The organism is Deinococcus aquaedulcis, from assembly GCF_019693445.1.
Classification (GTDB): Bacteria; Deinococcota; Deinococci; order Deinococcales; family Deinococcaceae; genus Deinococcus; species Deinococcus aquaedulcis.
Genome location: NZ_JAHRBL010000012.1, coordinates 31366 through 57759, shown reverse-complemented (window position 1 = coordinate 57759; position 26394 = coordinate 31366). Strand labels below are relative to the sequence as shown.

21 protein-coding genes are annotated in these 26394 nt (G+C 68.7%); 6 read left to right on the top strand and 15 right to left on the bottom strand.

Annotated features, from left to right (window positions below; genetic code table 11):
* Nucleotides 1–35 precede the first annotated feature (35 nt).
* Both KMW22_RS13760 and KMW22_RS13755 read left to right on the top strand, forming a co-directional pair.
* Nucleotides 36–1664: a PASTA domain-containing protein gene (locus KMW22_RS13760; protein WP_221090618.1), complete on the top strand. Its 1629-nt coding sequence runs from the start codon at nucleotides 36–38 to the stop codon at nucleotides 1662–1664.
* Nucleotides 1661–2797, top strand: a complete 1137-nt coding sequence (locus KMW22_RS13755) for a cysteine desulfurase family protein (RefSeq protein ID WP_221090617.1) — start codon at nucleotides 1661–1663, stop codon at nucleotides 2795–2797. Before KMW22_RS13760 ends, KMW22_RS13755 begins: the two co-directional genes overlap by 4 nt.
* Before the next feature lie 207 nt (nucleotides 2798–3004).
* Here the strand turns inward: KMW22_RS13755 and KMW22_RS13750 are convergent, their stop codons facing one another.
* The 6 genes from KMW22_RS13750 to KMW22_RS13725 form a co-directional block, all read right to left on the bottom strand.
* A complete protein-coding gene (locus KMW22_RS13750; RefSeq protein ID WP_221090616.1) occupies nucleotides 3005–3364 on the bottom strand; it encodes an ArsR/SmtB family transcription factor in 360 nt (119 codons plus the stop codon).
* Nucleotides 3361–5502 (bottom strand): heavy metal translocating P-type ATPase, encoded by a 2142-nt coding sequence (locus tag KMW22_RS13745; RefSeq protein ID WP_221090615.1) that lies wholly within the window; start codon nucleotides 5500–5502, stop codon nucleotides 3361–3363. The genes KMW22_RS13750 and KMW22_RS13745 overlap by 4 nt, the downstream gene beginning before the upstream one ends.
* A 168-nt stretch (nucleotides 5503–5670) precedes the next feature.
* On the bottom strand, nucleotides 5671–6525 hold the full coding sequence (locus KMW22_RS13740) for an immunity 49 family protein (RefSeq protein ID WP_221090614.1): 855 nt from the start codon (nucleotides 6523–6525) through the stop codon (nucleotides 5671–5673).
* A gap of 314 nt (nucleotides 6526–6839) precedes the next feature.
* Nucleotides 6840–7454: a hypothetical protein gene (locus KMW22_RS13735; RefSeq protein WP_221090613.1), complete on the bottom strand. Its 615-nt coding sequence runs from the start codon at nucleotides 7452–7454 to the stop codon at nucleotides 6840–6842.
* Nucleotides 7451–11182: an AHH domain-containing protein gene (locus KMW22_RS13730; RefSeq protein WP_221090612.1), complete on the bottom strand. Its 3732-nt coding sequence runs from the start codon at nucleotides 11180–11182 to the stop codon at nucleotides 7451–7453. Before KMW22_RS13730 ends, KMW22_RS13735 begins: the two co-directional genes overlap by 4 nt.
* 37 nt (nucleotides 11183–11219) lie before the next feature.
* Complete coding sequence (locus KMW22_RS13725; protein WP_221090611.1) at nucleotides 11220–11915, bottom strand: Nif3-like dinuclear metal center hexameric protein; 696 nt, start codon at nucleotides 11913–11915, stop codon at nucleotides 11220–11222.
* A gap of 265 nt (nucleotides 11916–12180) precedes the next feature.
* Between KMW22_RS13725 and KMW22_RS13720 the strand changes: the two genes are divergently transcribed.
* Nucleotides 12181–13032 (top strand): toll/interleukin-1 receptor domain-containing protein, encoded by an 852-nt coding sequence (locus KMW22_RS13720; protein WP_221090610.1) that lies wholly within the window; start codon nucleotides 12181–12183, stop codon nucleotides 13030–13032.
* Between the two features lies 1 nt (nucleotide 13033).
* On the opposite strand, the gene KMW22_RS13715 is transcribed toward KMW22_RS13720, so the two are convergent.
* Nucleotides 13034–15829, bottom strand: coding sequence for a valine--tRNA ligase (locus KMW22_RS13715; RefSeq protein WP_221090609.1), 2796 nt, complete (start codon nucleotides 15827–15829; stop codon nucleotides 13034–13036).
* Between the two features lie 49 nt (nucleotides 15830–15878).
* Nucleotides 15879–16379 (bottom strand): NUDIX hydrolase, encoded by a 501-nt coding sequence (locus KMW22_RS13710; protein ID WP_221090608.1) that lies wholly within the window; start codon nucleotides 16377–16379, stop codon nucleotides 15879–15881.
* A 393-nt stretch (nucleotides 16380–16772) separates the two neighbouring features.
* Between KMW22_RS13710 and KMW22_RS13705 the strand changes: the two genes are divergently transcribed.
* On the top strand, nucleotides 16773–17324 hold the full coding sequence (locus tag KMW22_RS13705; RefSeq protein ID WP_221090607.1) for a hypothetical protein: 552 nt from the start codon (nucleotides 16773–16775) through the stop codon (nucleotides 17322–17324).
* Between the two features lie 448 nt (nucleotides 17325–17772).
* Nucleotides 17773–18651 carry an alpha/beta hydrolase family protein gene (locus KMW22_RS13700; protein WP_221090606.1) on the top strand — a complete coding sequence of 293 codons (879 nt, stop codon included), beginning with the start codon at nucleotides 17773–17775 and terminating at the stop codon, nucleotides 18649–18651.
* Nucleotides 18652–18655: 4 nt separating this feature from the next.
* Here the strand turns inward: KMW22_RS13700 and KMW22_RS13695 are convergent, their stop codons facing one another.
* Together KMW22_RS13695 and KMW22_RS13690 are read right to left on the bottom strand one after the other, a co-directional pair.
* Complete coding sequence (locus KMW22_RS13695; RefSeq protein ID WP_235692953.1) at nucleotides 18656–19402, bottom strand: hypothetical protein; 747 nt, start codon at nucleotides 19400–19402, stop codon at nucleotides 18656–18658.
* Nucleotides 19403–19571: 169 nt separating this feature from the next.
* Nucleotides 19572–20093: a DUF4388 domain-containing protein gene (locus KMW22_RS13690; RefSeq protein ID WP_221090605.1), complete on the bottom strand. Its 522-nt coding sequence runs from the start codon at nucleotides 20091–20093 to the stop codon at nucleotides 19572–19574.
* A 344-nt stretch (nucleotides 20094–20437) separates the two neighbouring features.
* Between KMW22_RS13690 and KMW22_RS13685 the strand changes: the two genes are divergently transcribed.
* Nucleotides 20438–21451: an ADP-ribosylglycohydrolase family protein gene (locus KMW22_RS13685; RefSeq protein ID WP_221090604.1), complete on the top strand. Its 1014-nt coding sequence runs from the start codon at nucleotides 20438–20440 to the stop codon at nucleotides 21449–21451.
* A 40-nt stretch (nucleotides 21452–21491) separates the two neighbouring features.
* On the opposite strand, the gene KMW22_RS13680 is transcribed toward KMW22_RS13685, so the two are convergent.
* From KMW22_RS13680 to KMW22_RS13660, 5 genes are all read right to left on the bottom strand, one after another.
* On the bottom strand, nucleotides 21492–22283 hold the full coding sequence (locus KMW22_RS13680; protein WP_221090603.1) for an ABC transporter ATP-binding protein: 792 nt from the start codon (nucleotides 22281–22283) through the stop codon (nucleotides 21492–21494).
* A 152-nt stretch (nucleotides 22284–22435) separates the two neighbouring features.
* Entirely contained in the window at nucleotides 22436–23458 is a 1023-nt protein-coding gene (locus KMW22_RS13675; RefSeq protein WP_235692963.1) for a FecCD family ABC transporter permease, read from the bottom strand.
* A gap of 2 nt (nucleotides 23459–23460) precedes the next feature.
* Nucleotides 23461–24396 carry an ABC transporter substrate-binding protein gene (locus KMW22_RS13670; protein WP_221090602.1) on the bottom strand — a complete coding sequence of 312 codons (936 nt, stop codon included), beginning with the start codon at nucleotides 24394–24396 and terminating at the stop codon, nucleotides 23461–23463.
* A gap of 51 nt (nucleotides 24397–24447) precedes the next feature.
* Nucleotides 24448–25467: a FecCD family ABC transporter permease gene (locus tag KMW22_RS13665; RefSeq protein ID WP_407928448.1), complete on the bottom strand. Its 1020-nt coding sequence runs from the start codon at nucleotides 25465–25467 to the stop codon at nucleotides 24448–24450.
* Complete coding sequence (locus tag KMW22_RS13660; protein WP_221090601.1) at nucleotides 25461–26390, bottom strand: sucrase ferredoxin; 930 nt, start codon at nucleotides 26388–26390, stop codon at nucleotides 25461–25463. The genes KMW22_RS13665 and KMW22_RS13660 overlap by 7 nt, the downstream gene beginning before the upstream one ends.
* Nucleotides 26391–26394 lie beyond the last annotated feature (4 nt).

Here is a 26394-nt window from a genome sequence, read left to right as displayed (position 1 = left end):
GTCCACAGCGGCGCCCGCGCTATGCTGGGCAACGCATGACGGCTCAAGGCGGCAAGGTCATTGATGGAAAATACGAGGTCCTGCGCGAATTAACCGTGCAGGGGCCAGTCACGCTGTCCGAGGTGCGCGCCGCCGAGGGGGTCACCCGGCAGGTGGCGTGGTTTACGGTGGCCTCGCCCGCCGACCGCCAGGCGTTTCATACCTACCGCGCCGCCCTGCGCGCCCTGGCCCCGGCCGGGCTGACCGATGTGGTGGCGCGGCCCGGGGCCTACTACGCGGTGTGGCAACCCGTGGCCGGGCAACCGCTGGAAGCGGCGCTGGCCCAGAAAGGTCCGGCGCAGGAACTGGTGGAGGGGGTGCAGGCGCTGGCCACGGCGCTGGCCGCGCAGGGCTACGCCCTGGACGACGCCACGGTGGTCGTGGACGGCACGGAAGCCCGCGTGGCTTACCTGACCCCGCTGGCCACCCCGCGCACCCCCGAGGACATCTCGGCGCGCAATGCCCGCACCCTGGCCCCGCTGAAGGGCGTGCGGGTCAAGCGCCCGCGTGAACCGGGCGGCTGGCTCACCTTTGTGCCGGGCCTGCTGCTGCTGGGCGGCGCCGCGTACCTGGGCGCGCAGGCGGTCCAGATCTACCTGAATCCCCCTCTGCGTGAGGTGCTGGGTGTCACGGGCCAGGAAGCGCGGGCGGCGGCCAAGATGCTCGTGGGGGCCGGCTTCCGCGTGCACTTTAACGAGGGGCAGGCCGGGGGACGGCCCATTGGTTCCATCATCCGGCAAGACCCGCCGGCGGGCACCAACCTGCCGGTGGGGCGCTTGGTGACCCTGACCATCAATAACCCCCCGGCCATCGAGGTGCCGCGCCTGGAGGAAATGAATCTGGCGCAGGCCCGCGACGCCCTGAAAGACCGCGCCATGACGGTCGGCAAGGTGGTCAAGGTGGACGGCACCCTGACCAGCACCCCCGAGGGCCGCATCGTGGCGCAGTTGCCCGAAGCGGGGTCCAGCGCCCAGCAGGGCCAGCCGGTACAGCTGATGGTCAGCACTGGCATTCAGGGCAAAGACACCTTCCTGCCCAACGTGAGCGGGATGACTTTCGAGCAGGCACGCGAATACGCCCGCGCCGCCGGGCTGGTGGTCACCACCGTGGTGCCGCAGCCCAGCGACGCCCGCGAGGGGACGGTGCTGGAACAGTCGCCCGCGCCCTTTGCACGGGTCAAGGTGGGCAGCCCAGTCAAGCTGACGGTGGCCGCGCCGCGTTACAGCGCCCCCAGCCGCCCGGCAGACGCCCTGCCCCTGCCGCCCGCCCCACTGCCTGAGGAACCCGTGGTGCCCGCCGAGCCTGAACCCGCCCCTGGCGAGGGCACCGGCACCCCGGACAGCGCCGTGACCCCGCCGGTGAGCCCCGAAGAGATTCCAGCTGAACCCGTGGCCGCCCCCCGCACCGTGAGCTTTGCCTACACTTTCCCCACCGACCTGCCCGAAGGCACCTACACGCTGGTGGTGCGCGACGACACGGGCGAGCGCCCCCTAGACTTCCAGTACGACGCGGCCAGCCTCGCCGGGCAGCCCGCCAGCGCCACGATCACCGTCACGGGCGACGCGGTGTTTGTGGTGCAGCGCGACGGCCAGGACTACATCACGGTGACGCCAGGCAACCCATGATCTACCTGGATTACGCCGCCACCCACCCCATGACCCCGGCGGCGCTGGCGGCCTATGCCCAGGCGGCGGCGCTGCCCGGCAACCCCGCCAGCGTACACGCGGCCGGGCAGGCCGCGCGTGAGCGACTGGAAGAGGGGCGCGCCCGCGTGGCCGCCGCCCTGGGCGTGGACCCGCGCACCCTGAGTGCCAACAGCGGCGGCACTGAAGGCGATAACCACGTGCTGTTCGGGGTAGCGCGTGCGTGGCAGGACGCACGCGGGCGCCCCGGTCACCTGATCACCACGCCTACCGAGCACTCGGCGGTGCTGGCCCCGGCGCGGGCCCTGGCGGCGCAGGGCTGGGCGGTGACGTGGCTGACCCCAGACCGCTTTGGCCGCTACGATCCCGCCGAATTGGCCGGCGCCCTCCGGGACGACACCGCGCTGGTGTCCATTCACCACGCCAACAACGAACTGGGCACCGTGCAGGACACGGCGGCGCTGGCGACTGCGGCAGCGGCGCGCGGCGTGCCGTACCACACCGACGCGGTGCAGGCCCCCGGTGTGCTGCCGCTGGACCTGCTGGGCTGGGGGGTCACGTTTGCCACCTTTAGCGCGCACAAGTGGGGCGGGCCCCGGGGCGTGGGCTTTCTGTACGTGCGCCGGGGCACGGTGCTGCCGCCCGTCACCCTGGGCGGCGGCCAGGAAGGGGGCCTGCGCCCCGGCACCCAGGACACGGCCGGGGTGTACGCGGCGGGTGTGGCGCTGACAGAGGCTGAGGAGGCGCGCGCCGCCACCCACGCCCACCTGCTGGCCCTGCGCACGCGCTTTCTGGATGCCATTACCCCCATCCCGGGGCTGCGGATGAACCATCCCCCGGACGGCAGCCCCAAGGTGGTCAGCGTGACCCTGCCCGGCGCTGACGGCGAGGCCCTGCTGATGAATCTGGACATGCTGGGCGTGTGCGCCAGCGCGGGCAGCGCGTGCAGTGCGGGTACCATGCAGCCCAGTCACGTGCTGATTGCGACCGGCCTGAGTGAAGCCGACGCCCGCGCCTCGGTGCGCTTTAGCTTTGGGGCCGCCACCACCCCAGCCGAGGTAGACGCCGCCGCCGCTGCCCTGGTGCAGGCTGCCGCATGGAGCCGCACAGGGTAGGTAGGAGGGCAAAACAGGCAAAGGACAACGACGCCGAGCAAGTTCGCTCGGCGTCGTCTGTTTTGAGCATCTTGGGCCGAATCTCTGCCTTTTGGCTGGAGAGGGGCCCACCCGTCTCCGACACCGCGCAGCTTTGTGCTTGACAACCTTTAGCGAGCCGGAACAGCAGGGCCGCGCCTGATCAGCACGGCCCTCTCGCACCCGTTCCTAGCGTTCGCGGGCGTGGTCCAGGGCGTTGCGCAGCAGCAGGGTCACGTGCTGGTCGGCCAGGCGGTAGTACACCGTGCGGCCCACCTTGCGGGGCGCCACCAGCCGGTGGGCGCGCAGCAGGCGCAACTGGTGACTGGTGGCCGATTCGCTGGCCCCCACCACCAGCGCCAGATCATGCACGCACAGTTCCTCGGCGGCCAGGGCCGAGAGCAGGCGCAGCCGCGTGGGGTCAGCCACCGCCTTAAGCAGAGCGCTGGCGTCCTCCACGCAGGCGTCGTCGGGGACTGCCTGCCGCGCGCGGGCCACGGCGGCGGGGTGGGTACAGGCGTCGCAGGTGTCACGAACTGGCCCAGTCATGCCGCCCCCCCTGGCCGGAAGCGCAGCAGCCGCAGGGCGTTGGCGGTCACCAGCGCCGTGGCCCCGGTGTCGCTGAGAATGGCGGGCCACAGTCCTGTCAGACCCAGCAGGGTGGTGACCAGAAACACCAGCTTCAGGCCCACGGCAAAGGCCACATTCTGCTTGATGTTGGTCATGGTGGCCCGGGACAGCCGCACCAGATCGGGCACGCCGCCCAGCCGGGGGTGCAGCAGCGCCGCGTGGGCCGTTTCCAGGGCCACATCGGTGCCGCCGCCCATCGCCACGCCCACATCGCTGGCGGCCAGGGCCGGGGCGTCGTTGATGCCGTCGCCCACCATCACCACGCGGCCGGTGCGCTTTAGCTCTTCGACGAGGCGCAGCTTGTCCTGAGGAAGCAGTTCGGCGTGCACCTCCAGGCCCAGAGCCCGGGCAATGGCCCGGCCGGTGCGGGCGTTGTCGCCCGTCAGCATGACCGGCTGCACCCCCAGCGCCCGCAGCTGCGCCACCGCTGCGCGGGCATCGGGGCGGGGTTCGTCGCGCAGGGCGATCAGGGCCAGTGGACCCGCCCCGCCGGTCAGCACCACCACGGTCTTGCCGGCCTCTTCCAGCACCTGCAGCTGGGTTTGCACAGCGGCCGGCAGGCCCACCGTCTCCCCGGCAAAGCGGGGCGAGCCCACCGCGTAGGCCTGGCCGTCCACCGTGGCGGTCACCGCGCGGCCCGCCAGGGCGCGGGCCCCGGTGGCTGCCGGAAGGGTCAGGGCCGCCGCGCGTTCGGTGATCGCCCGGGCCAGCGGATGGCTGGACCCAGCCTCCACCGCCGCCGCCAGTCGCAACACCGCCTCTTCGGGCATCCCCGTCAGCGGCACAATGTCCGTGACACGTGGGTGCCCCTGCGTAAGGGTGCCGGTCTTGTCGAACGCCACCACCCGGGCGCCGCCGATGGCTTCCAGAGGCGCGCCACCCTTGACCAGCAGGCCGTGCCGGGCCCCCGCCGACAGGCCACTGGTGATCGCGGCCGGCACGCTGAGCACCAGCGCGCAGGGGCAGCCGATGAGCAGCAGCGCCACCCCCCGGTACAGCGCCTCTGGCAGGTATTGCCCGGCCAGCCCCATCGGCACCAGGGCCGTCAGGGCCGCCGCCAGCACCACAAGGGGCGTGTACACCCGGCTGAAGCGGTCAATAAAGCGGCTGATGGGCGCCTTGCTGGCTTCGGCCTGCTCGATCAGGTGGATGATCCGCGCCAGGGTGTTGTCGTGGGCCTCGCGGTCCACCTGAACGGTCAGCACGCCGTCGGTGTTGATGGAGCCGGCGTACACGCGCTCGCCTACGCCCTTGCTCACGGGCACGCTCTCGCCAGTCACGGGCGAATCGTCAAGGTGGCTGTGGCCCGCCGTGATGGTGCCGTCGGCGGGCACGCGGTCACCGGGCCTGATCTGCAACTGGTCGCCCACCTTTAGCATGTCCACCGGCACCTCGGCCACCCGGCCCCCCTGCAGCATGCGCGCCGTTTTGGGCGTCAGGCGGGTCAGGGTCTGGATGCCGCTACGGGCCCGGCCCACCGCCACGCCTTCGAGCAGCTCGCCCACCGCGAAGAAGAACACCACCACCGCCGCCTCGGCCGCCTCGCCAATCACCAGGGCGCCGGCAGCGGCCAGCGTCACCAGCGTGTTGATGCTGAACGGATCGCCCGCCCGCGCCGCCGCCAGGGCCTTGAGGGCCAGGGGCCATGTGCCCAGCAGCGTGGCGGCGGCATAACCCCACACCGCCAGCGCCGGTTCCAGCCTGCCGAACAGGAAGGCCAGGGCCAGCAGGCCGCCGCTGAGCAGCACGAGGCGGCCCTGCCGGGTGGCGTGCCACGGCGCCACCTCGTGCTCGTGGGGCCGCTGGGCCCGGTCCTCGCGCAGCCGCAGGGGATGGCCCAGGTCGTGCAGGGTTTTTTCCAGCGTGGCGCGTGGGGTCTGCGTTTCGTCCAGCGTCAGGGTGAGGGACTGGCGCGTGAGGTTGGTCTGCGCCTGGGCGGCCCCCGGCAGGCGGGCCAGGGCCCCTTCAATCTTGCGCACACAGTTAGGACAGTCCATGCCCTCTACGTGGTAATCCAGCGCAGTGGGGGGCACGGCAGCAGACGCAGCGCGGCTCATGACCCCACTTTACCTGAATATCTGCTCAGATGTTTAGGAATAAGTTCGAGGGGAGCTATGGTGTGGGGTGAAGACTTGCCGATTTCCTGAGCCGCTGGTTGTTGGACACAAGACCTCAGCGGTGAAGACCAGCCAGCGCCAGAGCGTCTGGAGGTCTCGCCTCATCCCTCAATTCGAAATTAGTTCCAGGGGCAACAGCGGCGACTGCACCGAGACCTTCAGGCCGCGCCGCTGGGCCAACGCGGACAACCCAAGGGCAGGCAGGCACACCCAGGCCACGGGTTTATTTCGGAATTCCTCGTCCTGGCGGTAGTACTTGACATGCCGCTCCAGCGCCAGACGGACTTCATCGTTGAACCCGGCCTCATCGCCGGACACGAGGCGGGCCATCATGCCAGCTTCGCACTGGGCGACTTCAACGGAAAAGGCATGGTCTTCAGGGTCCAGACCCGGCGTCTGCATGGCGTCAAAAGCGGCCAGGATTTTGGTCATCGCGTCCGGCGCGCGGGTGTACATAGCCTGCGCGGCTTCCACCTGGAGGGTGCGGTAAGCAGGCGCTTTGGTTGAGGACGCCGCAAAAGTGGAGGCAAAAGACCGCATGAGGACTTCCTCCTTGAGGAACGGCTCTTCCCAAAGCAGGGTGAGGTAAAACGCTTTGAACCAGTGACCTGGCGAGGAAGAACTGGTGGGGCCGGTAGTCGTGCGCCCAATGCTCATTACGTCGCCAGGAGGCTTGGGAATCAGGACTTCTAGCTCTTTTGCACCTTTGGGAAACAGCGCGAGATAAAGCGCATATGCTTCGGCGTTTCCGGCCAACCACATCATGTCACCGCATTCGGAGTCCGACGCGCGTCCAGCGAGCACCAGCAGGGCGGCCAACGTATAAGCCTTTGTCGCCAACCAGTTGAGGTCATGCCCTTGCCTCTCTACGCCCGCCAGGGACTCGTGAACCGACTGACGGTACCAGACGATGTCTTCTTCTAAGGTCTCGAAAACGTAATCTTCAGCCACAGCGTGAGCCATATCACTTACCTCGTGGTATTTAAATTAGCCAGCGGAAAGCGTTGTATTCGTCGGCTGTCAGACAGGGCAAGTCGCTGTGGTTAATCTGGCCAGCGGCGCGGTCCTGGGGTGCGCCCTTGGAACGGTTCTGGTCGTCGGCTTCCTGCAGGCCAAGCGCGCAATGGGATCATGCTTCGGCCCTGCTGTCCGCGCCACGCGGCTATATCGCCGTGTTTCCGGGCTTCGGGTGCCCAGCGCTGGGCACCCGCCTGGGCCACATCGTCACCCAGGAAGCGCTGCACGTAGTGTCCAAATGCTGTCTGAACAGCGGCAGCCTACAAAGGCCGAAGCTGGTTAGTTGGCGAAAAAGAGGCCACGTCCATATAACCGATATTGGTTAACTTCTGACGCCGGGCTTCATCCAGAAAACCCTGGGAAGCGAATGTTGGATGCCACGGCGAAATGGCTAAGCGAAACAATGGCGGCACATCCTGCGGCAACCTCAACTCGTAGCGCTCGATATGGCTGATGACTTCCTCTCCTTTGTAATTCAGTCTGGTTTCAAATTGAGATCCTTCTCGGTCAAAGTAATCATGCGGCTTTCCCAGCTGAAGGACATAATACGGTGTTGGTGTGTGAAATCTCTCGCCGTCTTCGTAGAACTCGACCGGGTAAGTTTGTAATTGCACATTCGAGAGTGAGCGAGCCACTTCATAGAATTTTTCGGAGACCACAAGCAGTGAGATGTTGGTGGTTCGCAGCCAGTCAAGCTCGCAGATTTTTTCATTCCAGACTTCGAATTGAAAACGCACTGCCCCAAGAGACTCGCCTAAATCGTAAGCCCTTGAGTCAAAGGTGAAGTCCGAAGTCAAGGTGATGTCACCCGGGATTTCCATATCCGTCCACACTCCGCTTGACCGATTTTCGATGATATAGACCTGCTCACTCATTTTATTCGTCCCTTGCCACCACTCGTTGTCTCAGACGTCATGGGCACCTTGCCATCGAGAATCCGCTGCTTCAGCGTGGCCTCAACGGCCTGAAGCTCGAAGCGGAGCGCGGCCTGCAACTCGGCCAACCGGGGATGACCTGAATTCCAGGTGGACATCGGCCCGAAATCGGCTTCCAGGGTCTGTTGAGAGTTTTTGAGGGCGGGGCGCACTACCGTTGCGTCATAGTCGGCGTGGTGTGACCAGTGACCGACTTCCTGGCCGTCGAGCAACCGGTACAGTTTCTCCATCGGCATTTCATGGTAGTTGGTCATGCGGTCCGGGCTATACCCAATCAGCTCCATCGCCTTGACACAGAGAGGATCAGAGGTACTGACCTTATCGGGAATCAGGTGGTGCAGGGTGTGGCCGTCGCGGCCAAAATCAATGTCCGGGCGCGCGCCGGGGTCCAATTGGTACTTCTGGATGTAATCGTACGTGATGCGGTTGGTGGGATTGACCTGCACGGTGCCGTCCGGGCGAACCAGCAGAATCGCGGACTTCATATCGAACGTGCCGTCCGTGTTCAGGCGCCCCACCACCTTGCGCCCGCCCTCCACCTCAAAGGTCACGTAGCGGTCGGGCAGCGCAGAGGCGTCAAAGGGCTTGCCCAGTAGCGCTTCGACCTCATCGTGGTTGGTGTAGAGCTTCTTGCGCCCTTCAATCAGGCTGTCGTCCACGATGGTGCGCCCGTCGGCGCGCTGGGCGGCCTGTTGATAATCCTGGGACAGCCGCTGAAGATCATGGGCTTCTTGCAGCAGTTGCTGCCGGCGCGGCGAGTTTGCCGGCAACGCGTCCGCCTCCTGAAAGCGCCAGTTCGCCATATCCTGATGCTTGGCCGCCTCGGTGCCCAGTTCCCAGCGCCGCGTGCCAGGGCGAAGATCAGCCTCTGCGCCGAACAGAGCCTTGACCCGGTCGGTCATGCGGCTAACCGGGCTGTTTTCCTGCCGCACCTGCCGCGCGTACTGATCGTGGAGCGCCGCGTCGCGCGGCGCCGCAGTCGGTGACAGTTCCAGCTTCGTCTGGCCCTGGGTGTGGCCGGAAATACGCCCCGGGGTGTCGTGCCCTGCCAGCGCCGCATTCACCTCCGTAGGCACCACGCCGTGCCGGTTGCCGGTGACATTGTTCACCCGGTCGCCCAGATTCGCGCCGAAGTGTTCGCCCGCCGCGTGCGCCCGCGTCTGCAGCCCACCCGCGCGGCCCGGCAGGCGGGTAGTGGCCGCGCCCACGCCGGTGCCAATGGCCATCATCATCAGGGTTTCGGGGTTGGAGAGGTTCTTCAGGGCGTCACCCAGCGAGGCCCCGTTCATCAGGTCGCCCAGCACGTTGCCGCCCAGGTCGAAAGTGGTGCCCACAGCGAACGTGCCGGCCTTCTGGGTCAGGCCGCTGCCCAGCAGGCCCGCCGTGCTCAGCTTGCCCGCAATCAGGCCGCCGGCGCCGCCCAGGGCCCCGCCCACCGCGCCGATCAGGGCGGCCTTGCCCACGCCGTCAAAGAGGCTTTTCTGGAACTTGGCCTCCACGCCAATATTGTCAATGGCGTTGTTGCCCATCTGAATCACGGCGCCGCTGGCAGCCCCCACCAGCGCGCCGCCCACCACGGCGCCAATGGCCCCAGCGGCAGCTCCGGCGCCCAGGGCCCCGGCCATCGCCCCCACCGCGCCGATCACGGCGGGGCCCGCCACCACGGCCACCACGATGATCACGGCGATCATCAGGGCAATCTTGACCCAGCCTTTCCAGCGCGGCTGCACCTGAGCGGCGGCTTTTTCGGCGTTCGTGCGAATCGCCTCGTCCTCTTTGGGAAAGTTGCCGCGCAGGCCCTCGCGCAGCGGCGGCAGGGTGGCGCGCAGCTCCTCGGGCAGGCCCTTCAGGGCCTTGGCGTACAGCTTTTCCAGGCCCTGCTCCAGCGACTGTATGGTTTTGGCCGTGCTTTTCGAGTCCTGCTGGCTGCCCTGCGTGTGTGCCCTGGTCAGCCCCTGAAACAAGGAGAGGGCCTGCGAGACCACCGCCTGCGCCGAGCGGTCAAAGCCGCCTGCCTGAGCCGCCCCCTGCTTCAGGCCCGCCTGCGCGGTGCCCGCCAGCGTGCGCGCCGTCTGGTCGGCCCCCTGGCTGAGCCCGGCGGTGATGCGGGCCGTGCCCTGGGTAAAGCTGAGCTGCGCGCGGCGCACCCCGGCCGTGATCCCGCTCTGCGCCTGGGCCAGCGTCTGTTTCAGGGCGGCGGGGTCCGGCGGCTGCAGGTGGCCCACCTGTTGCCCAAACGTGCCCAGTTGGCCCTCCAGTTGCCCGGCCAGCGCCGCCACGCTGCGCCCCAGGGCGGCGCTGGCCCCGGTGGCCTGCTGCCCCAGCGCCGCGCGCTGCGCCTGCGCCTGGGTGGCAATGGCGGCGATCTGAGCACCCTGGGTGGCGTCCAGACTGCTCAGGGTGCCGGCCAGCTGGGCGCGCAGGGCGGCCTGCAGGCTGCTGTACGCGCTCAGGGCCTGCTGCCGGGCCTGCCGCTCACGGGCGCTGAGGCGGCGCTCGGCGGCGTCGAGGTGCTGTTTCAGGAGCTTTTCCGTGTCTTTCAGGGCTAGGTCAATGTTGTTCAGGTCTTTGTCGAGGCCGCCGCCCGGGGCGGTGAGTTTCTGGGCCTCATTCTCGGCCTGTTCGCGGAAGCCGGGCGCGTAGGCGGCGCCCACCTCCCGCGCCGCCCCCGCACGGGCCTTCCACTTGTTGTCGGTCAGGGGGCCGTCCAGCAGACTGTCATCCTGGCCGGTCACATTCGCCTCATAGGCGCGGGCCTGCTCCTCGGCGCGGGCGCGGGCCTGTTCGCCCACTTCGCTGCCCGCCTGGGCGTAGTCAGGCTTCAGGCGCTCGTATTCGGCACGCACGGCACCCTTCTGGGTCTCGGCGGCGGTGCGTGCCCCCTGCAGGGCGCGGGTGTGCTCGGCCTGCAGCACTGTTTTGGCGGCCTGGGTCGCTGCGGGCAGGGCGGCCAGGGCGGCGGCCTTGCGCGCGCCCAGCTGGGCCGTGGACAGCGCCGAGCGGGCGCGGGCGCGGGCTTTCTGGGCGCCAATCCCACGGCGCACCGCCGCCTGCTGCGCGGCAGCGGCCCCAGACACCCGGGCGGCGGCGCGCGTGGCCTGGGCACGCACCTGCTTCTGGGCGCTGCCCGCGTGGCGCTGAACCCCAGCCACCTGGGCGCGGCCACGCTTCACGAAGGCGGTGGCCAGGGCGCTGGCGGCCTTGCGGCGGGCGGCCAGCTTTTTCATGGCGGCGGTGTGCGACACCCCGGCCGCCCGCAGCTGGGCCTTGTCCAATTTGGGCGCGGCGAACTGCACCCTGGCGGGGCCCGTGGTCTTGGCCGGGAGCGGCTGGGGCGCGGCGATATTCAGTGGGGCGCTGGGCAAGGGCGCGGGCTGGGCCTGAGGGACCGCCGCGACAGGGGTCGGTTTGGGGACGACCAGGGGCGCCGGCCCTTTGGGCAGCGCTGGCGGCTTAAGCGCCTGCGTGGCCTGCCGCTGCGCCGCCGCGAACGCCTGGGTGTGCCCAGCGAGGTCCGGCGTGGGCCGGGCCGGGGCCGGCACCCGGCGGGCCTGCGCCCCCACCTGCGGGGCCCGCGCCGGGGGCAGCTTCGTCTGTTCGGGGGATGACGGCCCGGGGGGCGGCGCCTGACCCGGCTTGGGGGCGGCACGCTTGCGCTGATCGAACATGACTCACTGTACACTCAGCGCCGCATTGCAGGTGAAGCTACAGTTCTGGTGCGCCGGGAGGGCCAGGGGACACGGTGGTCTGCAGGCCCGGAAAGGCCGTGCGCAGCTCTCGGGCCAGTTCGCGCAGGCCCCACCGTTCGGTGCGGGCGTGGCCCAGCGCCACAAGGCCCAGGCCCGCCGCCTGCAGAGCGGGCACGGCCGAGGGCCGCACCTGCCCGGTCAGATACACCTGCGCGCCGGCCCCCGCCACCAGCGCCACCGTCTGTGGATTCAGGCGGTTCATCAGGGCCACGCGCAGCGGCGCTGCCCCGGCCCGCGCTGGGGGAAACGAGGCGTCCTCGCCGCCCAGTTCGGCGTGCAGGGCGGCGCGCAGGTCCGCCCAGGTGGTCTGGGGCGCCGTGGCCAGCAGACCGGCAGGTTGGCCGGCCCAGGTCAGGAGGCGCCCGTCCGTCCAGCCCAGGCGCGCGGCCAGCACTCGGTTCGGCCCGGTGGTCAGATGCAGGTCAAAGCCGTCGTGGGCACCCAGCACACCCAGGCCCGACCAGCCCTCCCCCACCCCGCGCGAACGGTGCAGGAACAGGGCGTCGGCGGCCAGACGAACAGGAAGATCAGCCGGCTCCAGCGCCAGGGCCAGCCGGGTCACTGCCTCCGGGCCGGGGCGCTTGAGGGGCTGGGACTCGTCCAAGTGCCGCTGCAGCCACTCGGCCAGCACGCTCAGGGTGGCGGGGGGCATGGGGGCCAGCATACGCAAACTAGTGGGCGGTATAGGCTTCCGGGTCAGCAGCGTGTGGTTCTGGTAGGTGACGGGTTTCAGTTTTGCCACGGTCTTCACGCAGCGTTTTGAGCCAAGTCATAATAGGTAGAAAAATCTGCTAATCATAATCTTAACCAATGATCCTACCGGGGGTTGCGAACAAGTCTCTTTTAGAGAGTAGATTGTATTTAGAGGTCTGGATCTTCAAGCGTGCAACGCGAACGCGATTAGGGGAGGAGCCGAAGTGAAGATATTCATTAGTTGGTCAGGGGAAAAATCTAAGGAGGTTGCGCGCATATTGTGGGATTGGCTGCCCAGCGTTGTACAATCGGCAGATCCCTGGATGTCCGACGCAGAGCTGAAAGGTGGAGAGCGGTGGTCTGCGGAAATTGAGCAAAATCTACTTCAGGCCCAATTCGGCATCATCTGCGTAACACCGGAGAACCAAAACTCGAGCTGGCTCAACTTTGAGGCGGGAGCCATATCCAATACCATTGGTCGAGCCAAACTAGCGCCACTCTTGTTTGGACTAAAAATATCAGAACTGAGCGGCCCACTGTCCCAGTTTCACGCAAAGACATTTGGCAAGGAAGATATATACAGCTTACTAGATTCAATTAACATCTCCTCAGAGAGACCACTTCCTGAATCGAGACTAAGGGCTATCTTTGAGAGTCTATGGCCCAATCTTATCAGCGCGATCAACGATCTGCCATCAATGATCACAAGGCCCTCTCCTAAAACAACGGATAATAAAATAGATGAGATAATGGACTATGTCAAAACTATTGAGAATAGAATGTTAGACAGCGAAATATTTTATAGCTACATTTCAGAAATCAAGAAGGATATCTCTAGAATAAGCTTCCCTGAGACAGTCTCGCCAATAGCTGAAATATTGCGATTAAGCAGCCTGCAATTACGCGCTTTCCTTAGAGTTGCGCAAATAGATGTAGATAGCACCAATAGTATTGTGACCTTCACCTATAGCGCAGAGACAGAGTTTCAGAGGCGTAATTTGAAATCCAAAGAACTCGAGCTACATCAGACAGTAGCTCGAGTTCTAGGAAAGCATTATCAAGTTATAATCAAATAGTTTAAAACTGCGCCAGCACCTGCTCCAGGCGCTCTTTCTGGGCGCCGAAGTCGGTCACGCGGCGCTTCTCTTCTTCAATCACCTCGGCAGGGGCGCGGGCCACAAAGCCCTCGTTGCTCAGCTTGCCCTGCGCCTGCCTGATCTGCTTGTCGAATTCAGCCAGACGTTTTTTCTGTTTGCCCAGCCAGTCGGCAAGGTCCACCGTGCCTTCCAGCGGCGCGCGCACCGTCACGCCGCGTTCCACTAGCGATAGGGTGCGGCCCTCCAGCGTGGGCACCAGGGCCACGCGCGCTAGGCTTTCGACCACGCGGGCGTTGTCGTGCACGGTGGCGGCGCGCTCGCCTTCCACCACCACGTTCAGGCGGTCCTGCGGCGCGAGGCCCAGCTCACTCTTCAGGCTGCGGGCGGCGGCCACAGCGGCGCGCAGGGCGTCAAAGGCGCCTTCGGCCTCCGGGTCACGCAGGGCGTCGTCCGGGTGGGGCCAGGAGTGCAGCGCCACCTGGCGGCGGTGCCCCAGGCCCGCGTACAGTTCGCTGGTAATGAAGGGCATGAAGGGGTGCAGCAGCTTCAGGATGTGCTCCAGCGTGGCCTTCAGCGTGACCAGGGTGGTCAGCTTGCCTTCCGAGAGCGCCGGCTTGGCCGCCTCGATGTACCAGTCGCAGAATTCGTCCCAGGTAAAGGCGTACAGGCTGCGAATGGCCGCGCCGATGTCAAAGGCATCCAGGTGGGCGGTGGCCTCGGCGGTCACGGCGTTCAGGCGCGAGAGAATCCAGCGTTCGGCCAGCCCCAGATCCGGGCGGGCCCGCACGGCGGCAATGGCGTCACGGCTGCGCATTGGCTCGCCGGGCAGGGGGTCCAGGGCGCTCTGCACATAGCGGATCAGGGCTTCGTCGGCCTCGCTGCCGCTGGTCTGCAGGTTGGGCAGGGCCTCGCCCAGGCGCAGCAGGGCAAAGCGCGCGGCATTCCACAGCTTGTTGGCAAAGTTGCGGCCCTGCTCAAAGCGCCGGGGGTCGTGCTTGATGTCCTGCCCACCCGTGGACAGGTACGAGAAGGCAAAGCGGCAGGCGTCCACCCCGTACCCGTCAAACAGTTCCAGGGGGTCAATGCCGTTGCCCTTGCTCTTGGACATCTTCTGGCCCTTGGCGTCCAGATACAGGCCGTGCAGCATCACCGTGTGGAAGGGCGCCTGCCCGGTCAGGCCGTAGGCCGCCATCTGCATGCGGGCCACCCAGAAGAACAGGATGTCGTAGCCGGTCACCAGCACCTGCGTGGGGTAGAACTTGCGGAAGTCCTCGTGGTCGGTGTCGGGCCAGCCCAGGGTGGAAAAGGGCCAGAGGTTGCTGGAAAACCACGTGTCGAACACGTCGGGGTCGCGGCGCAACCCTAAGTGCTGGTAGCGGGGGTCCTGGTCGCAGTCCAGATCGGGATTCTCGGGGTCGGGCACGTAGATGTTGCCGTCCTCGTCGTACCACGCGGGAATCTGGTGGCCCCACCACAACTGGCGGCTGATGTTCCAGTCGCGGATGTTTTCCAGCCAGTCGCGGTTCACCTTGGCGTAGCGCTCGGGCACCAGCTGCATCTCGCCCGCGTCCAGCCCCGCGAGGACCTGATCGGCGAAGGGCTTCATCTTCACAAACCACTGCTCGCTCACGATGGGCTCGACGGGCACCTTGGTGCGCTCGGACAGACCAATGGCGGTGTCGTGGTCCTTTTCTTCCAGCAGGTCGCCGGATTCGGTCAGCGCCTTCACCACGGCCTTGCGGGCAGCAAAGCGCTCCAGGCCCCGGAACTCGGCGGGCACGAGGTCCCCTGTCAGGTTGCCGTGCAGGTCAATCACGCTGGGGCGCGCGAGGCCATGCCGCTCGCCAATCTCAAAGTCGGTGGGGTCGTGAGCCGGGGTGATTTTCAGGGCGCCCACGCCAAACTCCATCTCCACGGCTTCATCGGCAATGATGGGCACGTAGCGGTCGGTCAGGGGAATGCGCGCCTCCTGGCCGATCAGGTGGGCAAAGCGGGGGTCATTCGGGTGCACGGCAATCGCCTGATCAGCAAAGATGGTTTCCGGGCGCACGGTGGCAATGCGGATTTCGCCGGCCTCGCCGTTGCTGGGCGCCGCCGCCGGGTCGCGCAGCTTGTACGACAGGGTGGACATCTTGCCCTTGCGGACCTCGCGGTCAATTTCCAGTTCGGACAGGGTGGTCTGCGCCGCCGGGTCCCAGTTCACGATGCGCTCGCCCCGGTAGGCGAAGCCGTCATGGTACAGCTTGACGAACTGGTGGCGGACCGCGCGCGAGAGGCCCTCGTCCATCGTGAACCGCTCGCGGGTCCAGTCGGCGCTGACGCCCAGGCGCGAGAGCTGGTTCAGGATCATGCCGCCGGACTCGGCCTTCCAGTCCCAGACCCGTTCCAGAAACGCTTCGCGGCCCAGGTCGTGGCGCGAGGTGCCCTGGTCGCGCAGTTGCCGCTCCACGACCACCTGCGTGGAAATGCCCGCGTGGTCCATGCCGGGCAGATACAGTGCCTCGAAGCCCTGCATGCGCTTGAAGCGGATCAGCGTGTCAATCAGGGTGTTGTCCAGCGCGTGGCCTAGGTGCAGATTGCCCGTCACGTTGGGCGGCGGAATCACGATGGTAAACGGCTCTTTGCCACTCGTGGCGTCGGCGCGGAAGGGCTCGGTGCGCCACCGGGCGGCCCACTGCGGCTCCACGGCCTGCGGATCAAACTGCTTGGCCAGGGTAGAGGCGTCGTTCTCGGGGGTGGACTGGGGCGCGCTGGACTGGGGGGCGGGATCGGTCATGGGGAGGCTCCTGGGGCGGGAAGTGGGGCGAGGTCAGTGGGCAGAGGGGTCAGTGGGCAGGGATGAGGCGCTGAAGGTGGGGGAGCGCGGCTTCATAGCCGAAGCCAGGAATGAGGCCGTGGGTGCTCTGGGGAACGAAGCGGCAATGAAAGGTCATGCCCTGGTCGGTCTCGCCGCCCGTGACCTGATGGGGCCAGTCGTCGGGCATGGTGGGCGGCGCGGCCAGCCAGAGGTAATGCCAGACCTGCGAACTTTCGCCGCGCGTCCAGTGGAACGAGGCGAGGTGAACCGGCGAATGCAGGCGCAGCCCGGTTTCCTCGAAGGTTTCGCGGATCACGGCCTCGGCGGGGGTTTCGCCGGGGTCCACGCCACCCGCAGGCACCTGAATGCCGGCATCGGGGTACAGGGGCGGGTGCTCAAAGACCAGCAGTTCGTGGGCCGCGCGGGTGATGTAGGCCAGCACCCGCTGCCGCCAGCCACGGTCCACAGCCAGGGCAATGGCCTCAGTCAGCGGCAGTTCGTGGCCCGTCATTTGGGTTGCTGTGCTCATGGCTGGGTCCTCCAGAAACGAAAAAACGTCCCGTCCGCCGACCTCTGGGGGCCGGATGCGGACGAGACGTGAAAAGGCGTCCCGTGGTACCACCGCTCTTCCCCCCTGACTGGAGGGCACTCTGCGCGCGCTGTGCCGGGCGCAACCCGGGAAGGTCTACTGGGCGCCCCGCAAGAGGCCAGGGGGCCGTTCTTCTTCCATGCTCGCGGGCGACTTTCCCCGGCTGCCTTCCCAGTCCCGCTCTCAGTCGCGGCGAGACCTCTCTGTGGGCGCAACCTTCCGGGTACTCCTCCCGGTCACTGCTGTTCGGGAGTGTACGCGGGGGCGGGGGCGGTTTTCAATCCGCCGCCTGGCCCATAGGCGCCGCGCCCCTTGTGCAGGCACCCTGGCGAGATGCCCACCGACGACTGGACCGGCCTGACCCTGTACCACCGCGCCGTGCGGGACATGCGCGGCAAGGCCCTGTTGCCCCTGAACCGCCTGCAGGCTGCCTTCCCGGACGTCTATGCCCGCGAGGTCGCCAAGTACCAGGGCCGGGAAGCCCTGCTGACCGAACCTGTGGCCCGCCTGGGCTGCCAGTGGCCGGACGTGCTGTTCTTCTCGCCGGTGCATCCAGGCCCGCTGCTGGACGCCGTGCGGGCCACCGGGCGCGCGGTGCCCCCAGTGCGGTTCTGGACGCTGCCCGCCGGGGCACTGGACCCGACGCGGGCCTGCGTGCGGCTGGTTCGGCCCTGGCCCGGCGGTGTCAAACCCGAACCCGACCCGGCCGATGAACTCCCCTTTACCGCTGCACACCTGCAGCAGGTGGCCTCACCACCCCTGGAAACCCTGTCCCGGCTGGGCCAGTTGCCGCCAGAGGCCCCGCTGATCCTGTGGCTGGACGTGCCCCATGTCCTGTACCGGGGCGAGGTGCCGCTGGGCGAGTTGCAGGAGATCTACGCCTGAAGGGATAGCCCATCGGCCTCCCCTGATAAGGATTCGGGTTCATCAGTGATGGAAGACCTGATGAACCCGACCGGAGGGGCTCGCAGAGCGGCGCAGCAGAGCAGAAAAAACGGTGACGGGGAGGTATGGAAGCACCGGAACGAAGCGGAGGGGCCATCACGGATGATCCGGAATCCCTGAACACGTCCGGGCAGTGCACTGCTCAGGCCCCCTGTCCTCGGCCAATGGTCCAGACAGTTCTCAAGCGAGGCGCTCAGGCCACGAAGGGAAGGTGGTCTGGGGGACCGGCCCCACCCCTGCTGGCCGCTTTCCAAATTCTTCCCCGGCGACTCCCCCGCAAGGTTGGAGGCGCCAGAACAGTGCGTGTGTCGGATCGGCCTATCCAGAAGACCCCCACGACCAAAATAGCTTTGACTGGGTTTAATTTTGAATCGAGTTAAAGTAACGCATGTCGCCCATGGCCTGCACGTTCCGCACCTCCGCTGGCCACACGCTGGCTGCCACCATCTACACCCCGGACGGCCTCTCCCCTACCCAGGTGAAGAAGTCGGTGCTGCTGGCCCCCGCCACCGGCATCCGGCGGGGCTTTTACGGGGCGTTCGCGGCGCATCTGGCGGGCCAGGGGTACGGGGTGCTGAGCTTTGATTTTCAGGGCATTGGCGGGTCGCTCACCGGTGCGCTGCGCGATTGCCCGGCCTCGCTGGTGAGCTGGGGCGAGGTGGACCTGCCCGCCGCCCTGGACGAACTGACACGGCAGTTTCCGGCAGCCCGGCCCCAGCTGGTGGGCCACAGCGCGGGCGGGCAACTGGTGGGCCTGATGCCGGGTGCCGGGCGCCTCGCCTCGGTGCTGGCGGTGGCGGGGTCGTCGGGGCAGCTGGCCCAGATGCCCGCGCCCTACCGCCTGAAGGCCCAGTTCTTCATGCGGGTGCTGATTCCGGCCAGCACCCTCGCCGTGGGCTACGCCCGCACGGACCTCGTGGGCATGGGCGGACCGCTGCCGCGCGCCGTGGGGGCGCAGTGGGCGCGCTGGTGCCTGGGCCGGGGCTATGTCGAAACGAGCTTTGGCCGCGAGGTCCGCACGCACCAGTACGACACCCTTGACCTCCCCAGCCTGTGGCTGCGGGCAGCGGACGACGAGATTGCCGTGCCCACCAATGTGGAGGACATGATCCGCGTGTTCAAGAAAATGGCCCCGCATGCCCAGCGACAGACGCTGCACCCCACCGACCACGGCCTGCCGCGCCTGGGGCACATGGGCTTCTTTCACCCGGACGCGCGGGCCGTGTGGCCGGTCATGGTGGCGTGGCTGGAGCGCCACGCCGGGTAGGGGGTTACGGGCGGCTGGGCGCCCCTTCGCGCTCTGCGGCCTCGGCAGCCAGTTCGTAACGGTACAGAAGGGGCTTTTTCAGCAGCCCCCGGGGCACGGTGACGGTGGCGCTGCGGTAGGGCACCCCGGTCACGCTGGCGCCGGGCGCGAAGGTCTGGGCCTCGGTGCCCACCCGCGCGGCGCGTTCGCCCAGGTCCAGAGGGCCCTCGGCGCGCACCAGCACGTCGTAGGGATGCTCGATCAGAACCGTTAACTTGACGCGCTGCCCGGCGAGGCTGCGCAGGGGATTGGCGGCGCTGGAAAAGGTGGCGCGCACCGGGCTGGCAAGGCGCTCGCAGGTCACGCGCAGGCTCAGGGCATATTCGCCCACCGGGAACAGCACCTCGCGGATCAGGGTGACGCCGTCGCCCTCGGCCTCGCGGAAGGCCGAGAGCAGGGCCGCGCGGCGGTTGCGCAGCAGGGTTACGGGGGCGGGGCTGCCGCCCTCCATGGGGAAGTCCCCCCGGCCAATCAGGCGCTCGGCGTGCAGCAGGGTGTCTTCGCGGGTGCGGAAGGTGCGGTGCGTGACCGCCTGATGGGGATGCCAGCGCCCGGCCGAGTCGCGCTGCTGCCACTCGACCCACAGCTCAAAGTGGTCGTGTTCGCGCCAGCTGGGGTGCGCCTGAATGGCCGGGGCCGGGCGCGCCTGATGCTCGCGGCCGTAGTCCTCGCGCGTTTCGGTTCGGGTGTCGTGGTAGGTGACAGCGCTCATGGGTCCTCCGCTGCTGCCCATCATGCCTGACGCGGGCGCGCAGTGTGCGGAGGCTTCATAAGCGCATAAGGCCCGGCGCGCGCTGGGGGCGCTTCGGGGCGGCATCGGCCCCCACCTTCCCCACCGCCCCAAGGAAGGCCTTTTGCCCCAGAGGCTCAGCCCAGGCGGGTCAGCCCAGTTCGATCAGGCCCGCCAACAGGAAGGGGCGCAGGGTTTCCAGGGTGGCGCGCGGGGCCTCGGGCGAGCGTTCCAGCAACATGCGGATGTTCTGGCTGTCGCCCACCAGATTCAGCACCCGGAACTGCGGGCGCGTGACCGGCTGGGCGTCGTTCCACTTGGCACTGAAGCGCAGACGCTGGTTCCAGTCGGGGAAGGTGCGCGACAGCGCGGCCCAGCCTTCAGAATCGTCCAGCAGGCGGCGTAGGGCCATATCGCGGCGCAGGGCCAGGGTGCGGTTGGGGGGCTCCTGGCCCACCTCGAAGGTAAAGATGCCGCCGTCCAGGCTGGCCATGCACTGCAGGGCGTGCTCGCCGCGCAGCCGCCCGGCCTCGGCGTGCACGATCTCGCCGCGCTCCAGCCACAGCTGGCCGCCGCGAATGTGCTCCACGATGAGCCGCCCGGCCCGCCCGCTGGTCAGGAACATCTGCATCACGGACAGAAAGGGAAAGACCGCCAGGTCGCCTCGCACCATATGCCCCTCAGTGTAGTGCCCCCGTCCGGGGGTACACCAGTCCGCACAGCGGGGGGCCCCTGCACGCCCCCTGTGGGGGAAGTGGGGCTCAGAGCCGAGCCCAAGGCCGCTCAGGATACAACCGGGTGCGATGCTGGGGCGAACAAGGTGAGTCTCCCGGAAAAAACAGCGCTGACCACAGCATTCAGGGGCTGCCGCTCCCAGAGCCAGAGAAGGGGGAGGACCAGACTGGCGCTGGGGCGAACGCAATGAAAGGCGGACGGAGACAGCGGGGCGGCTGGCCTTGAGGGGCCAAACGGCAGGTCCTCCACGGCCCAGCCCGCTGCTGTGCGAAGATCGGCCCCGTGACGGACCCCGCCCTGCCCCTGCGTGCCCTGCTGTCCCTGTGCGCCGCCGACGCGCTGGGCGCGGCCACCGAGTTCAAAACCCCAGAAAGCATTGCCGCGCACTATGGCCCCACGCTGCGCACCTACCAGCCGGGCAGCGTGTTTGGCTTTGCGCCCGGCGAGGCCACCGATGACAGCCAGATGGTGGTGGCCACCCTGCTGGGCTTTGCGCGGGGGCAGGGGCCGGCGGGCGTGCTGGCGGCGCTGCGCGACTGGCTGGGCACCGCGCCGCCGGATGTAGGTGGCCTGACCCGCCGCGCGCTGGCCCTGGGCCGCTTAGACGGTGGGGTGCGCGCCTGGGCCGAAAGCGGCTTTGACGCGGCGGGCAACGGCGGCCTGATGCGCATCGCCGCGCCGTGGCTGGCGGGCGTCCGGGGCGAGGCGCTGGCCCACGAGGCGGCGGTGCTCACGGCCCTCACGCACGCCGACCCGCGCTGCGTTCACGCCTCGGTGTTTTTCACGGCGTTTCTGGCGGCCCTGGAGTGCGGCGAGCCCTACGCCGAAGCCGCCCGCGCGGCGCTGGCTGTGATGGACCGCTTTGACGCCCACGCGGCGCTGGTGGACGCTGGCCTATTGGGCGTGGACACCCAGGCGGCGTGGCGGGCCCTGCGCGAGCGGGACCGTGAGGCCCGCGCGGCGGTGCGCGCCCGCGTGCGCTCGGGGGCAGAGGGCATCTTCACCTCGCAAAGTGGCTATGTGCTCGACACCCTGGAAGCCGCCCTGGCCCACGGACAGCGGGGCGACTGGCTGGCGTGCATTGAACCCGCCGCTCGCCTGGGCGACGACAGCGACACCGTGGCCTGCGTGACCGGCGCCATTGCCGGCGCCCGGGGCCTGCCCGTCCCCGCCGACCTGCTGCCCCCCCTGCGCCTGGGCCACAGCTGGCCGGGCTGGAACCGGGCGTGGCGGTGTACGGAGCAGTTGCCCGCCGTCCTGGCAGCGGCCAGAAGGGCGCTGGGCCATGAGCTATGAGCTATGGGCCATGGGGAGAAGCCTCATGGCCCATAGCCTCTTACCTCGTCAGCGCGTACGGAATCACGTGCGGCTTGCCCGTATCCGGGTCCGGGATGATGTGGCCGCGCAGGTGAAACACGTCGCGCAGCAGGTCATGGGTCAGCACGGCTTCGGCCGGGCCCTGGGCGTAAACCTCGCCGCCCTTCATGGCGATCAGTTCGTGGCTGTAACGCGCCGCCTGATTGAGGTCGTGCAGCACCATCACCACCGTCTTGCCCTGCTCAGCGTTCAGGCGCTGCGCGAGGTGCAGCACCTCCAGCTGGTGCGAGGGGTCCAGATAGGTGGTGGGTTCGTCCAGCAGCAGGATATCGGTCTGCTGCGCGAGGCTCATGGCGATCCAGGCGCGCTGGCGCTGCCCGCCACTCAGGGCTTCCAGGGGGCGGCCCCCGAAGATGCGCATGCCGGTCTGGTCCAGGGCCCAGGCCACGGCCTCGCGGTCTTCGGGGCGGCGCACCGGAAAGCGGCCCTGGTGCGGGTGGCGGCCGAACCACACGAGTTCTTCCACGCTGAGCCCTTCGGGGGCGCTGGGGCCCTGGGGCAGGATGGCCAGCCGCCGCGCGACCTCGCGGCTGGGCAGGGCGTGCAGCGCCTGCCCGTACAGCTCAATGTGGCCGCCCCCAGCGGGCAGCAGCCGCGCCAGCGCGCGCAGCAGCGTGCTTTTGCCGCAGCCGTTGGGCCCAATGATGGACGTGACCTTGCCGCCTGCCAGGCGCAGGTTCAGGTCCGGCACGATGACGGACTGGCCGTAGCCCAGGCGCAGGTTGGTGGTGGACAGGGGGGGATGGGTCATGGGGGGTGAGTGGTCAGTGGGGAGTGGGAACAGAAGGGAGGCGGGGTGCGGGGAGCAGGCGGCGGGAAAAGCAGGGTGGGAATGCCGTTCAAGCGGAGAAGAAGGAGACTCGGGGCGGAGCAGTTTTCCACTCACCACTTCCCACTCCCCACTTACCCCGCCTTTCGCAGCAGATACAGAAAATACGGCGCGCCGACCAGGGTGGTGAAAATACCGGCGGGCACCTCGATGGGGGGCAGCAGGGCGCGGCCCAGGGTATCGGCGGCCAGGACCAGGGCCGCGCCGATCAGCATCGACACCGGGAGCAGGCGGGCGTGGCGCGCGCCCACCAGCAGGCGGGCAAGGTGGGGAGCCAGCAGACCCACGAAGCCCAGGATGCCCGCGCCGGTCACGGCCGCGCCGGCCAGCGCCACCGCCACGCTTAAGCACAGCAGCCGCGCGGCATTCACGCGCGTGCCCAGCGAGGTGGCAAGGTCCTCGCCCAGGTTCAGCAGGTCCAGGGGCCGGGCCAGCAGCAGCGCGGCAGGCAGCAGCGCCAACGCCCAGGGCAGCAGGCGGGCGGCGCGCAGGGTGTCGGCGCCGTAGAGGGTCCCGGTCAAGAAACTCAGGGCCGAGCCCAGACCGTCCGGGGCGCGCACCAGCACCAGTTGCTGCGCCGCGCCCAGGGCGGCGGCCACCGCCACCCCCACCAGCGCCAGCCGCACCGGATGCAGGCTACCGGACGGCGCCCCAGCCCAGTCGCGGGCCAGCGCCAGCACCAGCGCAAAGCCGCCCCAGGCGCCCGCCAGCGCCGCCCAGGGCAGCCCGCCCGCCGGGGCGCCGGGCCACGCCAGCAAAAACACCGTCGCCGCCAGCCCCGCCCCGGCCCCCACCCCGATCAGGTCCGGCGAGGCCAGGGGGTTGCGAATCACGCCCTGCAACATGGCGCCAGACGCCGCGAACATGGCGCCCGCCAGCAGCGCCACCGCAATGCGCGGGGCGCGCAGTTCCAGCACCAGCTGCCGGGTCAGGTCGTCGCCGCCGCCCAGCAGCACGCGCAGCACGTCGCCTGCCGGAGTACGGACTGCACCCAGCCCCAGCGCCAGCACGGCCAGCGCCAGGGTCAGGGCCAGCAGGCCGGCCCCCAGCCACAGGGCGCGGGCGGCGCTGAAGCGGCGCTCTGGGCCAAGCGGCAGGGTCACGGGAAGCGGAAACGGCCAGTGGGCGCGGCGTCTTGCAGCAGGCGGCTTTCAATGGCCTCGGCCACCATCAGCTTCAGGGCCAGCGGGCCCCGGCCGCGCGTCCAGTTGTCGCGGTTAAACACGTACACCCGCCCGCGCGCTACAGCCGGCAGCTTCTGCCACAGCGGGTTTTTCTTCCAGGTGTCGGTGATTGGGGTTTCGTCGGGGGCGGTGAACAGCACCAGCGTCTGTGGCTGCAGCGCCACCAGCCCCTCCAGCGAGATCTCGTACTGGGTCTGGTCCCCCTTGATCGGCAGCAGGTTCTTGCGGCCCAGGTCTTCCAGGAAGCTGCCCACGAAACTCTGGTTGGTGTGCACGGTCAGGCCCTGCGGCGTGGCCACCGCCGCCACGAAGGCAGGCGCTCCCTTCTTGGCAAAGGCGCGGGCCTTCTGCATCAGGCTGGCCTGATCCGCCAGCAGGCGCTTCGCCGCCGCTTCACGGCCCACCAGTTGCCCGATCAGGAGGGTCTGGGCGTTCAGGTCATCGATGCTGCCCCGGCGGCTCTGAAAGGCGGCGGTGGGGGCAAGGCGGCCAAATGGTGCCAGGGTGGCCTTGTGCACGAAGGCGTCGGCCAGGATCAGGTCGGGGCGCAGGGCGGCCATGGTTTCCAGGCTGGGCTGCGCCCGGCTGCCGGTGGCCGTGATGCCGGCCATGCGCGGGGCCAGGTATGGAGGCGCGCCCCGGTCACCGCCCTGGGTGCCCAGCGCGCCGCCCACCGGCTTCACGCCCAGGGCCACCAGGGTATCCAGAAACGAGTATTCCAGCGCCACCACGCGCTTCGCTGGCGCACCCAGGGTGAGGGTGCCGCCCTCATGGCGAACGGTCACGGCGGCGGCAGTGGCCGCCAGGGCCAGCAGGGTCAAGGGATAGAGGGTCAGCAGACGTTTGTTCATGTGGGCAGGCTCCGTAAAAAAGGGGGGTGGGACGTAGGAAAAAAGGGACGACTAGGCTTTGCGGCCCACGCGGCGGGCCAGCAGGACGAAAAAGGGGGCGCCCGCAGCGGCCACCAGCAGGCCCACCGGGGTTTCGGCGGGCTTGTCCACCAGCCGGGCGGCGGTGTCGGCGGTGACCAGAAACGCCGCGCCCAGCAGGGCCGCCAGCGGCAGGCTGAGGCGGTGGTCGGGGCCCATCAGGGCGCGCGCCGCGTGCGGCACAATCAGCCCCACGAAGCCCACCGGGCCCACCACGCTCACTGAGGCAGCGGCCAGCAGCACGCCCAGCGCCGTCACCACCGCCGAGTCGCGCTCCAGGCGGGCGCCCAGGCCCCGCGCCACATCGTCGCCCAGGGCCAGCAGGTTCAGCCTGGGGCTCAGCACAAGGCTCAGCCCCAGTCCCAGGGCCACCCACGGCGCGATCTGGGCGGCGTGTTCCCAGGTGCGGCCTGCCACGCTGCCGGACAGCGCAAACAGTGCCCCCTGCGCCCGCTGCTCCCACAGCAGCTGAATCACCCGGGCCGCCGCCCCCACCAGACTCGCCACGGCCACCCCCGCCAGCGCCAGCCGCAGCGGCGTGACGCCAATGCTGCGCGCCACGCTATAGGCCACGCTGGCCGTCAGAGCGCCGCCCAGAAAAGCGGCCGGTACGAACAGCCACGCAGGCGCACCCGGAAAGAACACCACCATCACCAGAATCGCCAGGGCGCCGCCGGCCTCCACGCCCAGAATGCCGGGGTCGGCCAGGGGGTTGCGGGTGACCGCCTGCAACATCAGGCCCGAGACGCCCAGGCCCGCCCCCGCCAGCGCTGCCACCACGGTGCGCGGCAGGCGCAGGGTATGCACCACCAGACTCTCGGTGGAGTCGTCGGGGGCCAGGAGCAGGCGCAGCACCTGGGCCACACTCAGGTCACTGGCCCCAAAGGCCAGCGAAACCAGCAGCGCCAGAACCAGCGCGCCGGCCCCCAGGCCCAGCCACAGGGGCTGGGCGCGGCGCGGCGCGGCAGCGCGGCCTGCCGCAGGGTTCAGCACCACGTCACCTGGTACTGCCGGACCTCGGACCACTCGGCCTTGTGGCTGGAGCCGGGCACCCGCAGCAGGTCGTGGGCCACCCGGGCGCGTACGGCGCCGCTCTCCCCTCTCCAGGTGTAGGTCAGGGTCACCTCGTCGCCCTCGCCCTGCCCGTCGCCCGGCTGCACGGTGGCCTGCCGCTCGGCGCTGAGCCACGCCCAGCCGTGGCGCACGAACAGTTCGCGGTCCACGACCTGGGCCAGCGGCGGCAGCCCGGCAAAGCCGCGCAGGTGGCGGGCCACCCCTGCAGGGGCCACGGCCCGGCGGGCCACCTGCACGGCCAGCTCTGGGGTCAGGTGCGCCCACATCAGCCCCGACGGCAACTCCACGGCGGTCGCGGCAAAGCGGTGCCCACCAAAGTGCCCGGTGCGCCACGCCCGCAGCCCCGCCGCGCCCAGGCCCTGAAACACTGGCACCCCGTAGCGCCCACACGAGGCGTCCACCGTGCCGTGGGTGCAGACGTGAACATCGGGGCCGTCTGGCACGGCTTCTTCCTGCCAGCCCCGCAGGTTGCCGGGCTCCAGCAAGGTGTCGTGCAGGCCCCGGGCCCACTCGCGCTGGGGCAGGTCGCTGGCGTAGTCCCGCCGGGCATAGCCCCCGGGCCCCAGGCGGTAGTGACGCACCCGCAGTGGCGCCCCTGGCGTGTGCGGCGCGCTCATCAGCAGGCCAAACCCCGCCCCCGAGGCCTCCACCTTACCGCGCAGGCGCTCAAAGAGGGTGTGCTGTTCGGGGGTCCAGTTCGCCACGTCGCGCAGCTGGCCCCACACGGGCACGTCCAGTTCCAGCACTGTGACTTCCTGCCAGTGCGGCGCGGTGCCGATGGGGTCCTCGTTCAGTTCGCGCGATACGTCCGCGCACAGGGGCAGGCGGGGGGCAGCGGTCATGGCC